General features: G+C 40.5%; 13 protein-coding genes. 2 read left to right on the top strand and 11 right to left on the bottom strand.

Annotated features, from left to right (window positions below):
- Window positions 1-133: 133 nt before the first annotated feature.
- The 4 genes from WDJ61_RS04685 to WDJ61_RS04670 all read right to left on the bottom strand — a co-directional run bounded on the left by WDJ61_RS04685 (window position 134) and on the right by WDJ61_RS04670 (window position 4648).
- Window positions 134-1624, bottom strand: a complete 1491-nt coding sequence (locus WDJ61_RS04685; protein ID WP_338753483.1) for a coproporphyrinogen III oxidase — start codon at window positions 1622-1624, stop codon at window positions 134-136.
- Between the two features lie 520 nt (window positions 1625-2144).
- Window positions 2145-3008 (bottom strand): HAD family hydrolase, encoded by an 864-nt coding sequence (locus WDJ61_RS04680; protein ID WP_338753482.1) that lies wholly within the window; start codon window positions 3006-3008, stop codon window positions 2145-2147.
- 86 nt (window positions 3009-3094) lie between these two features.
- On the bottom strand, window positions 3095-3448 hold the full coding sequence (locus WDJ61_RS04675; protein WP_338753481.1) for a YlbF family regulator: 354 nt from the start codon (window positions 3446-3448) through the stop codon (window positions 3095-3097).
- Window positions 3449-3511: 63 nt separating this feature from the next.
- Window positions 3512-4648 carry a DUF445 domain-containing protein gene (locus WDJ61_RS04670; protein ID WP_338753480.1) on the bottom strand — a complete coding sequence of 379 codons (1137 nt, stop codon included), beginning with the start codon at window positions 4646-4648 and terminating at the stop codon, window positions 3512-3514.
- Between the two features lie 154 nt (window positions 4649-4802).
- On the opposite strand from WDJ61_RS04670, the gene WDJ61_RS04665 reads away from it, so the two are divergent.
- Window positions 4803-4997 carry a hypothetical protein gene (locus WDJ61_RS04665; RefSeq protein ID WP_338753479.1) on the top strand — a complete coding sequence of 65 codons (195 nt, stop codon included), beginning with the start codon at window positions 4803-4805 and terminating at the stop codon, window positions 4995-4997.
- A 65-nt stretch (window positions 4998-5062) separates the two neighbouring features.
- On the opposite strand, the gene WDJ61_RS04660 is transcribed toward WDJ61_RS04665, so the two are convergent.
- A complete protein-coding gene (locus WDJ61_RS04660) occupies window positions 5063-5323 on the bottom strand; it encodes a metal-sensitive transcriptional regulator (protein WP_095479911.1) in 261 nt (86 codons plus the stop codon).
- Window positions 5324-5597: 274 nt separating this feature from the next.
- Here WDJ61_RS04660 and WDJ61_RS04655 point away from each other — a divergent pair, with 274 nt between their 5' ends.
- Window positions 5598-5813: an alpha/beta-type small acid-soluble spore protein gene (locus WDJ61_RS04655; RefSeq protein ID WP_338753476.1), complete on the top strand. Its 216-nt coding sequence runs from the start codon at window positions 5598-5600 to the stop codon at window positions 5811-5813.
- 57 nt (window positions 5814-5870) lie between these two features.
- Here WDJ61_RS04655 and fumC read toward each other — a convergent pair whose 3' ends face one another.
- The 6 genes from fumC to ilvC form a co-directional block, all read right to left on the bottom strand.
- Window positions 5871-7250 carry a class II fumarate hydratase gene (gene fumC, locus WDJ61_RS04650; RefSeq protein WP_338753475.1) on the bottom strand — a complete coding sequence of 460 codons (1380 nt, stop codon included), beginning with the start codon at window positions 7248-7250 and terminating at the stop codon, window positions 5871-5873.
- Between the two features lie 268 nt (window positions 7251-7518).
- Window positions 7519-8100 carry a 3-isopropylmalate dehydratase small subunit gene (leuD, locus tag WDJ61_RS04645; protein WP_338753474.1) on the bottom strand — a complete coding sequence of 194 codons (582 nt, stop codon included), beginning with the start codon at window positions 8098-8100 and terminating at the stop codon, window positions 7519-7521.
- Between the two features lie 13 nt (window positions 8101-8113).
- The gene (gene leuC, locus WDJ61_RS04640; protein WP_338753473.1) at window positions 8114-9526 is read right to left on the bottom strand and encodes a 3-isopropylmalate dehydratase large subunit; all 1413 of its coding nucleotides are present in this window, start codon (window positions 9524-9526) and stop codon (window positions 8114-8116) included.
- 83 nt (window positions 9527-9609) lie between these two features.
- Complete coding sequence (leuB, locus tag WDJ61_RS04635) at window positions 9610-10719, bottom strand: 3-isopropylmalate dehydrogenase (protein WP_338753472.1); 1110 nt, start codon at window positions 10717-10719, stop codon at window positions 9610-9612.
- Between the two features lie 18 nt (window positions 10720-10737).
- Window positions 10738-12285, bottom strand: a complete 1548-nt coding sequence (locus tag WDJ61_RS04630) for a 2-isopropylmalate synthase (RefSeq protein ID WP_338753471.1) — start codon at window positions 12283-12285, stop codon at window positions 10738-10740.
- Entirely contained in the window at window positions 12272-13297 is a 1026-nt protein-coding gene (gene ilvC, locus WDJ61_RS04625) for a ketol-acid reductoisomerase (protein WP_338753470.1), read from the bottom strand. The genes WDJ61_RS04630 and ilvC overlap by 14 nt, the downstream gene beginning before the upstream one ends.
- Between the last annotated feature and the right edge of the window lie 19 nt (window positions 13298-13316).

Here is a 13316-nt window from a genome sequence, read left to right as displayed (position 1 = left end):
TAAGATCCCCACCTCAACATGGCAGAAGAAGCACAGGCATGTAGGTGAGGGATCAACAGCCCGTAAACGCCCGATCCGTTCAACTAACAATCAGTGGGGGATGAAGAAACCCCCCACTGATTGAAATTTCGCTTTATTTGAATAATTCATTTAAAATGGCTATCTTTTTATTCGTGTATTCTTCAAACCGTTCGTTATATGTTTTCGGATCTTTCGGGTTAGCAAAATGCTCAATTTTTCCCGTGTTCGGATCAATAAATTTACTGGCAGCTCCACAGCCAATGCCGATAATCGTCTGAACTTCTTCCATAATAACAATATTGTAAATGCTCTCTTGCCCCGGCATACAATAGCCGACATTTTCTAAATTTCCAAGAATATTTTTTTGGCGATATAAATAATATGGCACATAGCCATGATCTTTTGTCCATCTTTCTGCCATGCCCATCATTTGTTCTACTTCTGAGCGATCCGCCACTTTATACTTTTCTTTATTCTGTGTCATTTCAGAAGCTCTTTTGAATGACAGCGTATGAACTGTTAATGACTCAGGCATCAACTTTTCCGTCTCGTCAAGCGAATGTTTAAATTCTTCGCATCCTTCACCCGGCAAACCAATAATCAAGTCCATATTGATATTATTCATGCCATTCTCTCTAGCTAAATGATACTTATCAATCGTTTCTTCGACTGTGTGATGACGCCCAATCGCTTTAAGCGTTTCTTGTGTATACGATTGTGGATTAATACTAATCCGATCGATCTTCCACTTCTTTAAAACATCTAGCTTCGCTTGTGTAATCGTATCAGGTCGTCCGGCTTCGACTGTGATTTCACGAATCTTCTCCACATCAGGAAACACTTGATACATGAGCTCATACAACTCATCCATTTCCTCTGCTGTGATCGCCGTCGGTGTACCTCCTCCATAATAAACGGTTGTGATGCGTACACCCTTTTCTTTTAACCAACGACCAATCGCTTCCATTTCAAAATGCAGCCCGCTTAAAAAAGAGGACACACGCTCCTGCTTTCCTTGAATGGCAAAGGCAGGAAACGTACAATACGCACATTTCGTTGGACAAAAAGGAATCCCAATATAAATGCTTACTTCTTTTTTTAAATCATATAAATCAGGAACAATGGCTAGTTGACGTTCTAAAATTCGCTGCATTAAATCGGTTTTCTCTGCTGTCATTAAATAATTTTCTTGTAATTGACGATGAGCAACCTCTGTCGGGACACCTGCTTGATTTTGACGATGCAGCAGCTTTGTCGGACGAATCCCCGTTAAAATACCCCATTTCTGTACGATTCCCGTATACTCATGTAGTACATGTAAATACACATGTGACACAACATTTTTCAAACTCTTGAAATATTCTTTTTCCTGATCTGCAGTGATTCGTTTCTCATAGTGAGCGACAAATTGCTCCCCACTTTCCTTTATAGTTAAAACAGCCTTAGCTTTCACATCTGTTTCTCCCGTCAAGGTAAAAACCACTTCAAGGGAACCATCATCCCCACCCATATCAATCTCTGTTTCCTCAAAAAACAAATTGGCAATCAGCCGCAATGGCCGTTCATACCGCTCATCATCTAAACCTTTAACACTAATTAACAAATCCAATCACCCTTCTACACAATTTGCTGCATCTAGCATACTGAAAACTAAACAACAAGGTCAAGTATAGAAAAGCGGAAGGCGCCGTTTAGCGACGTATGGACTGGACCGACCCGCACAAGATAAAGGAAACACGATGAACGTTAGTGAATCGATGTTGACTTATCGCAAGGAGGATCGGGGAAGTCCACTAGTCGTTGGCGCCTGGAGCTGGACAAAAAGAAAAGCGGAAGGCGCCGTTTAGCGACGTATGGACTGGACCGACCCGCACAAGATAAAGGAAACACGATGAACGTTAGTGAATCGATGTTGACTTATCGCAAGGAGGATCGGGGAAATCCACTAGTCGTTGGCGCCTGGAGCTGGACAAAAAGAAAGGTGGAAGGCGCTGTTTAGCGACGTATGGACTGGCGACTGATTAGCTATTACGATTAACATTTTACCGAAAAACCGCTCTTTTTTTAGAAAGAAGAATGGATCGCCAGCTGAACATGAAAAAAAAGCGGCTTTTTCTTACCGCTTAGTCGACTTTATTCATTTCTTCTATAGCGTTTTTACGCTGATGTCTCAAAAGCTCCTTGACGACATAAGCAATGCCCTCTTCTTTATTGGTTCTAGTGACCCAATCAGCAGCTTCCTTCACTTTTGTATCGGCATTCCCCAGAGCAATGCCCATTCCTGCTTGCTGAACAGCTTCTTTATCATCTTCACTAATACCAATCACTGCAATTTCTGACCTAGAAATTCCAAGCTGCTCGGCTACATACACAATACTATTCCATTTAGAGACACCTGCTGCTACAATTTCGATCTTATTTCGATCTCTACTAATAAAATGCACATTATCAAACATATTGTTTAATGCTTGTAATGCTTCATTTCTTTCTTCGCTGTTATGAAATACCCCTTGAATAGACAGCGGCGAAATCCGTTCTTCTAGTAAATGTTCTTCTAACGAATTCACAAAATATTGGGAGTACAGGAATTTTTGTGTTCGCTGCCAAATCGCTCTTTTCACTAACGTTGTTGGCAACTTTCCTTTATTACTCACCGAAAAGTTTTCATTCTCTAAAGTAATTTGACAGTCAAATGACTCAAGAAATTGTATTAAATCAAATGTATCATCTTCAGAAATTCTCTGAATATACATCGGTTTTTGTTGATTTGAAGTAACATACGCACCATTATGAGTAACAAGACTACTTTCTGAATGTAATGCTTTCGCTATTCTTTTGACAAATGCATACTCTCGCTCGGAAAACAATAGAATAGACACTTTCTTCTTGTGTGCGTATTCAATTGCTTCTTTCGTCGCTTTGCTCACACGCCCTTTATTTTGTGAAAAAGCTCCAAGTACATTCATAGCTAGTAACCGATAAGCCATCTTCGTTCCCCCCTCGTGTTGTCTTAAGTTAAAAATATGAATAACAAAATAAAAAAAGAACACTCAAATTGAGTGTCCTTCTCCACTTAGTCAACAACGGGGCCGTACATTTCCTCAAGCGGCTTTAAAATAATTTTATTTAAATCCGCAATGACCATGCTCATGCGCTGCTCTGCTTCCATTAACTTAGAAATTTTCTCATGTTGTTGAACGAGTATAACGGTTTGTTGAGCCTGTTGTACTTCTTCTTCCGTAATATTTTGTCCTGTCATCTGCTTTTCTTGCAAATTCATTTGAATGTCCCGGAAATTCGAAAACACCTTACTTGCTTCTGGATCGTTATTTACTTCTGCATATAATTGTTTTAACTGAATATACTCTGGGCTTTGACGTACACCTTTTTCTAATTCATAAGCTAAATCATATAAATTGATTGCCATCACTGTTCCTCCTCATATCTTGTAAATTCTCTTTAACAGACTATACCATAATTATGCTCGACTTTAAGAAAATAGTCCAACAATCACTCCTTGAAGCAATCCAATCGCTCCTCCTAGTAATCCACCAAGAAAAGTGATCATTTTCAATTCTCGTCTAGAAATTTCTAGCACCATTTCTTCTAGTCGCTCAAGCGAGAATGTTTCTACTTGTTCACGCACAATCTCAGCAATATGAAGCTTTTCCATCATCACCGGGATACGTGTAGCGACAAAATGGCCCCCTTTCTTGACAAGAGTTGGAATGACATCATCAATGATTTTCTCCTCAAAGGGCTTCATCAAATCTGATACCGATTTTTCAAATAAAGAATGGAGATTCAGCTGGTGAAGAACGAAAGCTTTTCCCTTCTCCAATGCTTTTTCATCGGAAAATTGAGTTAAGACATAAGACCATTTCCAATCGAGAATTTTTTCCCACTCATTTTTTAGCAATGTGTCCATTAGTTCTTTTGTGCCCGGACTTTTTAAAAACTTTAGTATTTCCGGCTGGATTTTGTCTTCTAACGTGGTGTTGCCAAGAATCATTTGAATCATGCTTCCAAGCTTGCCCCACTCTGCTAAAAAATCATCCGTCATTTTTTTGATTCGTTGACGTCCTTCTAAACTAGAGAAATAATCGATTCCTTTATAAATGATATAATCTGATATTTCAGGAATTTTCACTTCCATTTTATCCAGCCATTCAAAAGGAAGGGATTCTTTAACCGTTTGATCGAGATAGAAATCTTTCATCGTACGGTATTTCTTGTCAATCCATTGTTCCACCCATTGCTCTGCTTTTTGTTCTGCTTCATGGAAATGCACCTTTTCTAACACTTCAGAGATCGTCTTATCTGAAGAAAGAAATGGCTTTGCCTCCTGTTGCAGAAGTACTACGATGTCCTTTTGAAAATCAGGGTGGCTTAACTTCCGCTCAATACTTTCTGGCGTTAATAAATATTCAGCTACCGTCTTTCCAAGCTGTTCTGCGAGCTCACTTCGCCTTTTCGGAATTAATCCAGGCGTAAATGGCAATTGCCACTTCCCTATATAAAGCGGACGATAAGGATGAAACAGCATTCTAATTGCAATGGAGTTGGTTACTGCCCCAATTGCCGCTCCAATGACAACCATAAATAATACTAACCAAAAGAAATCCATTTTCCTGTTCACCTGCCAAACTGTTCATCACCGATTACATCGGCTCTTCCATTATAAATTTATTTAATGAATATTAGCAAATATTGTCCACTACAAGATAACTGAATAAAAAATCTTCGTTATGCACAAATTAATGGTAAAGGAGGTTTTTTTAATGAAGAAAAAAGATGTGGAATTTTCCTTTCTTCCAGATACTCACTTTGAAGGAAAAGAGAAAGCCTTTTTAGATGTCGATCGAATGATCAATGAAGGACTTTCTGGAGGGTCTGTTCATATGAGAGAAGACGAAATTACTTCTAATATCGAAGAGACACATATGTTCATTGACGAAACGCCTCCTGGAGAATAAAAAAGAGCTGTCCTATAAGTGCCTGACACCTCAAACTGGTGTCTGGCACTAACTTTTTGACAGCCTTATCTGCTTTTAACAATCATATTCACCGCTTCTTGAATGGCTTCTTCTGCGTTTTGACCTTTTTCATTTGCTTCACGAATACAGCTTTCAAGATTTTTGGCAACAATTAATCCAATAGAGCGATCAACTGCTGATCGGATAGCTGATAATTGAGTAACTACTTCCTTACAATGCTTTTCTTCTTCCATCATTTTAATCACGCCACGAATTTGGCCTTCAATACGTCGCAGTCTATTGGTTACCTCGCGATTATGATCCATATTTCTCCACCTCGTTCAAAATACTCTTTAATCGTTAGTTTCTGTAACAATAGTATAGCATAGAGCTAAAAAAAACGCTGTTTTAACCGGGATGAACAAAGGTAAAAATTACCATGTTCTACTGATGAATAAACCGTTAAAAAGAAAACATAATAGTAATACAAGCAGCAAGCCACTCACATTAATGGGCTTACCAGATAGTCTGGCCTCTTAAAAAAGGACTGGTGCAATTCCAGTGGCCCAACCAAAAATCATACAACAGGAGATGACAAACATGACAAATGCAAATCGCAGCAACAACACTAACCAATTACTAGTTGCAGGAGCACAACAAGCAATCGATCAAATGAAGTATGAAATTGCTTCTGAATTTGGCGTACACCTTGGCCCGGATGCGACTTCACGTTCTAATGGTTCTGTTGGTGGAGAAATCACTAAACGTCTAGTAGCAATGGCTCAACAACAAATGGGCGGCTACCAACAACCATAATTTTTCTACAACTTCATATCTATGGCTAGAGCCCTTGAATCTTTTCAAGGGCTCATCTTATTTGTTCAAGTGCACCATTTCAATCGGAATAACCCATTTTTCATATTGTTCAGCTGTCAAATGCCTTGTTTCAATAGCTGCCTGTTTTAATGTTAACCCTTTACTGTGAGCAAGCTTAGCAATCTCGGCTGCTTTTTCATAGCCAATATGCGGATTCAGCGCTGTGACTAACATTAATGATCGCTCCATTAGCTCCTTAATGACTGTCTCATTCGCTTCCATTCCTCGAATACACTTTTCATCAAAGGAGCGAATGCCGTCCGCTAGTAATCGAATAGACTGAAGCATATTATAAATAATGACAGGTTTAAACACATTTAATTCAAAGTTTCCTTGGCTCGCTGCAAACCCGATCGTTGCATCATTTCCAAACACTTGAGCGGCGATCATCGTTAACGCTTCGCTTTGGGTTGGATTGACTTTTCCGGGCATAATCGAACTGCCTGGTTCATTTGCCGGGATCGTAATTTCTCCAATTCCGCTTCTTGGCCCGCTTGCTAGCCATCGAACATCATTTGCCACTTTCATCATATCGGCTGCAAGTGCCTTTAATGCACCATGTACATAAACGATTTCATCATGACTCGTTAACGCATGAAACTTATTTTTAGATGATTGAAATGAAAAGCCTGTTTGCTTGCTCAGTTGCTCTGCCACTTTTTGCCCAAAGGAAGGATCTGCATTAATGCCTGTTCCAACCGCTGTCCCGCCAATCGCTAAATTTAGTAAATAAGACTGTGATTGCTTAAGCATTTTGGCACTTCTTTTCAACATCGTTCGCCATCCAGAAATTTCTTGTCCTAACGTCAAAGGCGTCGCATCTTGCAAGTGCGTCCGACCAATTTTGATCACTTCCATGTACTGCTCTTCTTTTTGCTTCAACGTTTGACTTAACTGCTTCAGAGCAGGTTTTAAACGCTGTTCGATCTCTGCATAAGCAGCAATATGCATCGCTGTCGGAAAGGTATCGTTTGAACTTTGCGACATATTCACATCATCATTCGGATGAATCCACCCTTCCTTTCGAGCTATTTCATTCCCTCTTCTCGCAATCACTTCATTCACGTTCATATTTGACTGTGTGCCACTTCCTGTTTGCCACACAACGAGTGGAAAATGTTCGTCCCATCGACCGGTTAAAATTTCATCACAGACTTTTGCAATCGCCTGTGCTTTCTCTTTTGATAACTTCTTAAGATCTCGATTAACAATCGCAGCTGCTTTTTTCAAATGAGCGAATGCATAGATCATTTCGATTGGCATTTTCTCAATCCCGATTTGAAAATTTTCCTTGCTACGCTGCGTTTGCGCTCCCCAATATTTATCCACTGCAACATTTACTTCACCTAAAGTATCTCTTTCTACTCTATATTGCATATGAATCCCTCCCCTGTAAACTTTACCTCTATCACTTTTCCCTCTTTTCCCATAAAACATTCACTTTAAAAAAAAGAAAAAAACGCTCATTCTCTTTGTTCAGTCGTAAAAGAAATGAAATCAAACGGGGAAGTGACAAAATCAGTCGCGATTCTCAATTAATCAGTCGGCACAATGAGAAAATTAGTCGTGTTCCTTGAAAAAACAGTCGCCGCATCCATTCTGCCAAAAGAAAAAAAAGGCATCCACATGGACACCTTCTTCCGCCTTATTGTTGCTGTTCATATGTAGCAATTTCTGCTTCTAAATTCAATGTAACAGCAATTTCATCCCAACCGTTTAATAGCATCTCTTTCCAATAAGGATCAATGTCGAATGAAGCTTCAAAACCTTTTTGATCTGTAATATGCTGTTCTTTTAAATCAATGAACAAGCGATATTCTGGCTGTTCTGCTTTTTTCATAATCGTCTGTACTTCATCTTCTGTTAAACGAATAGCTAAAATTCCATTTTTCACACAGTTATTATAAAAGATATCAGCAAAGCTTGGTGCAATAACCACTCGGAATCCATAATCTAACAATGCCCACGGTGCATGCTCACGCGATGATCCACAACCAAAATTCTCTCCAGCCACTAATATTTCTGCCTGCTCATATTGCGGTTGGTTCATGACAAAATCTGCTTTTTTCACACCTTCATCATCAAAGCGCCAATGATAGAATACAAACTGACCAAACCCTTGGCGTTCAATTCTCTTTAAAAACTGCTTTGGAATAATTTGGTCCGTATCGACATTTACACGGTTGAGAGGGCAGACAACACCATTAAATTGATTAATTGCTTTCATTTCTTTCTCCCCCTTATTGTTGTACGCCTATCAATTGGCGCACATCTGTAAATTTTCCATTTACTGCAGCTGCAGCGGCCATCGCTGGACTAACAAGATGTGTTTTTGCTCCATTTCCTTGGCGTCCTTCAAAGTTACGATTAGAAGTCGATGCACAACGCTTGCCTGATGGAACAATATCATCATTCATCGCTAAACACATACTGCAACCCGATTCGCGCCATTCAAAGCCTGCTTCGATAAAAATTTGATCCAAACCTTCTGACTCTGCTACTTGTTTCACAGCTTGAGAACCTGGTACAACAATCGCTGTTACTCCCGGCTGCACCTTTCGCCCTTTAGCAACTTCAGCAGCAGCTCGTAAATCACTGATGCGCGAATTTGTACAAGAACCGATAAATACATAGTCTACTGAAATATCTTCTAATTTCGTCCCTGCTGATAGTCCCATGTATTCCAATGCTCTTGCTACTGACTCTTGATCTGCTGCACGCTCAAAATCATTTGGATTTGGGACCGTGGAGCTAATACCGCTACCCATGGAAGGATTTGTTCCCCATGTCACTTGCGGCTCAATCTCTTCCCCATTGATCTCAAGTGTTTTGTCATACACTGCCCCGTCATCTGTCGCAAGAGCCAACCAATTTTGAGCAAGTTGGTCAAAGTCTTCTCCTTCTGGAACATGACGACGACCTCTTAAATATTCGACCGTTTTTTCATCTGGACTAATTAATCCCGCTCGTGCGCCTGCTTCAATAGACATATTACAAACCGTCATTCTCTCTTCCATCGATAAATTGCGAATCGCTTCACCTGTATATTCCACAATATAGCCTGTCCCAGCATTAACTCCATATTTAGAAATTACCGCCAAAATCAAGTCTTTCGCCGTCACCCCGAAGCCAAGCTTGCCATTAATTTTAATTTGTAACGTTTTTGGTCTTGCTTGCCACAGTGTTTGAGTTGCAAGAACGTGCTCCACTTCACTTGTTCCAATTCCAAAAGATAATGCCCCAAAGGCACCATGCGTAGAAGTATGGCTGTCTCCACAAACAATCGTTTTTCCCGGTTGCGTTAAACCAAGCTCTGGACCAATAACATGAACAATTCCTTGATCCGGATGATCGATGTCTGAAAGTTCCACTCCGAACTCTTTACAGTTTTGCTCTAACGTTTCCATTTGCGTTTTCGAAACAGGATCTTTCACAATATGCCGATTAACGGTTGGTACGTTATGATCCATTGTGGCATAAGTTAAATCTGGACGGCGAACCTTACGATTGTTCATACGCAGCCCTTCAAACGCTTGTGGAGAAGTCACTTCATGGACTAAATGCAGATCAATATATAAAAGATCCGGTTTTCCCTCTTCTCTATGCACGATATGATTTTCCCATATTTTTTCAATAACTGTTTTCGGTGTCATAAATAGCCCCCCACTGGCTTTTTTTAAAAAAGAGGGATTCCTGCTTCCTTGAAGGAAACGAGGAATCCACCTATGTTTCTTTATTACATATAAGCACCCATAATCGAAGAAATAGCCGATCCTTCTTCTACACGTTGAAGAATCAATTCGATCATTTGATCTGTGCCAACAACCGTTCCACCTGCTATTTCTAAATCGCTCGTGCGGTAGCCCGCATTTAACACTTCTTGTACCGCTTGTTCAATAGATTCTGCTTCTTCCCGAAGATTAAACGAATATTTCAACATCAATGCTACTGATAAAATCATCGCTATTGGATTCGCTTTGTTTTGTCCCGCAATATCAGGTGCTGATCCGTGCACTGGCTCATATAAGCCAAAGCCATCTGCACGCAAGCTAGCGGATGGAAGCATTCCTAATGAACCGGTGATCATCGATGCTTCATCGCTTAAAATATCTCCAAATAAGTTTTCCGTTACAACGACATCGAAATCTTTCGGACGACTTACAAGCTTCATCGCCGCTGCATCGACATACATATGCTCTACTTCTACTTGTGGATAAAGCTTTGCCTTCTCATCGACAATTTCGCGCCACATTCGGCTGGATTCTAATACATTCGCTTTATCTACAGACGTCAACTTCTTTTGACGGACAACAGCTAGTTCAAAAGCTTGATCCACAATTCGTTCAATTTCTTCTCTTGTATATTGAAGGGTATCAACAACGACATCTTGCTGATCTCCTCGGCGTTCACTTGGCTTTCCGAAATACAAGCCCCCTGTTAGCTCCCGAACAATCATTAAGTTCACATTCTCTGCAATTTCAGGCTTTAGCGGAGAAGATTGCAGCAAGGTTTGAAAAGCAATGACTGGACGTAAATTAGCGAAAAGGCCAAGTTCTTTACGAATGGCTAGCAACCCGCGCTCTGGACGGATATGAGAAGGTAAGTGGTCCCACTTTGGTCCACCTACCGCTCCTAGTAGAACGGCGTCACTTCTTTTGCAAAGCTCTAGCGTTTCTGTTGGAAGAGGCGTGTTAGAAGAGTCAATCGCCGCTCCTCCAATTTCACCATATTCAATCTCGAATTCATGACCAAAGCGTTGTCCGATCGCTGCTAAAACAGAAGTGGCTCCTTTCACAATCTCTCGGCCAACTCCATCTCCAGGTAATACTGCAATTTTCTTTTTCACGTTAACCCCTCCGTTACATCAAATGTGAGCTTTTTGAACATCTTGTTGCTGTGCTTCGATCGTTAATACTCTATTCACAGCATTTAAGTAAGCGCGTGCTGAAGCCTCAAGAACATCTTGTGCCGTTCCACGGCCACTTGAATCCATTCCGTTATAATTGACGCGTACATATACTTCAGCTAAAGCATCACGCCCACCGCTAACTGAATTAATTTTGTAGTCATGCAATTTCACTGGGCCTTTTAGTAAACGCTCTAGCGTGTTATAAATTGCTTCTACACTTCCCGAACCAGTTGCTGCTTCTGTGACATGTTGACCGTCTGGAAGAGTCGCTGAAATCGTTGCGGTTGGAATATTTTCTGTTCCATATTGAACTTGAATCGTATTCAAAATGTAGTGACTAACATCAACAGCTTCTGTTTGTTTATCAGCCAAAATCGAAAACAAATCTTCATCTGTAATTTCTTTCTTTTTATCTGCTAAGTCTTTAAATGTTTGGAATGCTTCATTTAATTTGTCATCCGCCAATTCAAAACCAAGCTCAATTGCTTTATTTTTAAAAGCATGTCGACCAGAGTGTTTGCCAAGTACTAATTTATTGGATTTCACACCGATCAACTCCGGTGTAATAATTTCATACGTTGTTTTTTCCTTTAACACACCATCTTGGTGAATGCCGGACTCATGAGCGAAGGCATTATCCCCAATGACTGCTTTATTGGCAGGTACGACCATTCCTGTTAATTTACTAACAAGATTACTTGTACGTTTAATTTCATCTAATTTCATATTGGTAGAGGCTTTGTAAAAATCGTTACGAATATGAAGAGCGACGGCTACTTCTTCAAGAGCCACATTTCCAGCACGCTCACCAATACCGTTGATCGTTCCTTCCACCTGTCCAGCTCCGGCTTCGATCGCAGCTAATGAATTCGCTGTTGCCATTCCTAAATCATCATGGCAATGAGTGGATAAAATGGCTTTATCAATATTAGATACATTTTCTCGTAAATACGTAAAAATTTCTTTAATTTCTTGTGGAGTGATATAACCCACTGTATCTGGAATATTAACCACTGTTGCCCCAGCATCAATGACCGCTTCTGTTACTCGAGCCAAAAAGTCAAGCTCTGTCCGGCAAGCATCTTCCGCTGAAAATTGCACTTTTGCAAACTTTTGCTTTGCATATTTCACCGCTTGAACAGCGCGCTCCACCACTCCATCCTTGCTCATCTTTAGCTTAAATTCACGATGAATCGGAGAAGTAGCAAGAAAGACATGAATTCTTGGTTCTGCTGATTGCTTTAATGCTTCCCAAGTGGCATCGATATCTTTTTGATGCGAGCGAGCAAGACCTGTTACTGAACTATTTTTGATTGTATTAGCAATAAGTTGAACGGCTTCTAAATCGCCTCTTGAAGCGGCAGGAAAGCCCGCTTCAATGACGTCTACTCCAAGTCGTTCTAGCTGTTTTGCGATCTCTAACTTTTCAATGGTATTTAAGTTGACACCCGCTGATTGTTCCCCATCTCTTAACGTTGTGTCAAAGATCTCAATCTTGCGCACCAGCCGTCACTTCCTTCTTCGATTGTTTTTTAACAAATGGCATCATTTCGCGAAGCTCGCGTCCTACTACTTCAATCGGATGTTGTTTTTCACTTTCATTGATCGCTGTAAATTCAGGGCGGTTCAATTGGTTTTCAAGCAACCAACCTTTTGCGAATTTTCCAGTTTGAATGTCAGTTAATACATCTTTCATGCGCGCTTTTGTTTCAGCTGTTACCACGCGAGGCCCAGATACGAAATCTCCCCATTGAGCTGTATCAGAAATCGAATATCTCATTCCTTCAAGTCCGCCTTCGTACATTAAGTCAACGATTAGTTTCAACTCATGTAGACATTCAAAGTAAGCAACTTCTGGTTGGTATCCAGCTTCGATTAATGTTTCAAATCCAGCTTTTACTAGAGCAGATGCACCACCGCAAAGTACTGCTTGCTCACCGAATAGATCTGTTTCTGTCTCTTCTTTGAATGTTGTTTCAATAATACCGGCACGGCCTGCTCCAACGCCTCTCGCATAAGCAAGAGCGATCTCTTTCGCTTGACCCGTTACATCTTGATAAATACCGATTAATGCCGGCACTCCAGCACCTTCTGTATATGTGCGACGAACTAAGTGGCCTGGTCCTTTTGGCGCAGCTAGGAATACGTCTACATCAGCTGGTGGTACGATTTGATTGAAATGAACATTGAACCCATGAGCAAATGCTAAGGCTTTTCCTGCTGTTAACTCAGGCTCGATTTCATTTTTGTATACCGCTGTTTGATATTCATCTGGAAGTAGGATCATGATTAGATCTGCTTCCGCACTCGCTTCACGTACGGATTTCACATCGAAACCGTCTTTTTCAGCTTGATCCCAAGACTTCCCTGGTCTTAAACCAACAACTACATCTACGCCGCTTTCACGAAGGTTTTGCGCATGTGCGTGACCTTGAGATCCATACCCGATGATTGCTACCTTTTTGTTTGCTAATACCGCTTCGTTAATATCTCCGTTATAATATACTTTTGCCATTTTTCATCATCCTCCGAAA

The organism is Bacillus sp. FJAT-52991, from assembly GCF_037201805.1.
GTDB classification, from domain to species: domain Bacteria; phylum Bacillota; class Bacilli; order Bacillales; family Domibacillaceae; genus Bacillus_CE; species Bacillus_CE kandeliae.
The sequence above is the reverse complement of the archived record's forward strand: the minus strand, read 5'-3'. Positions and strand labels throughout refer to the sequence as shown.

Excerpts from the sequence above, each read along its gene's own strand:
- WDJ61_RS04680 (WP_338753482.1), bottom strand. The coding sequence starts at position 3,008 with ATGGCTTATCGGTTACTAGCTATGAATGTACTTGGAGCTTTTTCACAA.
- WDJ61_RS04675 (WP_338753481.1), bottom strand. The coding sequence starts at position 3,448 with ATGGCAATCAATTTATATGATTTAGCTTATGAATTAGAAAAAGGTGTA.
- WDJ61_RS04670 (WP_338753480.1), bottom strand. The coding sequence starts at position 4,648 with ATGGATTTCTTTTGGTTAGTATTATTTATGGTTGTCATTGGAGCGGCA.
- WDJ61_RS04665 (WP_338753479.1), top strand. The coding sequence starts at position 4,803 with ATGAAGAAAAAAGATGTGGAATTTTCCTTTCTTCCAGATACTCACTTT.
- WDJ61_RS04660 (WP_095479911.1), bottom strand. The coding sequence starts at position 5,323 with ATGGATCATAATCGCGAGGTAACCAATAGACTGCGACGTATTGAAGGC.
- WDJ61_RS04655 (WP_338753476.1), top strand. The coding sequence starts at position 5,598 with ATGACAAATGCAAATCGCAGCAACAACACTAACCAATTACTAGTTGCA.
- fumC (WP_338753475.1), bottom strand. The coding sequence starts at position 7,250 with ATGCAATATAGAGTAGAAAGAGATACTTTAGGTGAAGTAAATGTTGCA.
- leuD (WP_338753474.1), bottom strand. The coding sequence starts at position 8,100 with ATGAAAGCAATTAATCAATTTAATGGTGTTGTCTGCCCTCTCAACCGT.
- leuC (WP_338753473.1), bottom strand. The coding sequence starts at position 9,526 with ATGACACCGAAAACAGTTATTGAAAAAATATGGGAAAATCATATCGTG.
- ilvC (WP_338753470.1), bottom strand. The coding sequence starts at position 13,297 with ATGGCAAAAGTATATTATAACGGAGATATTAACGAAGCGGTATTAGCA.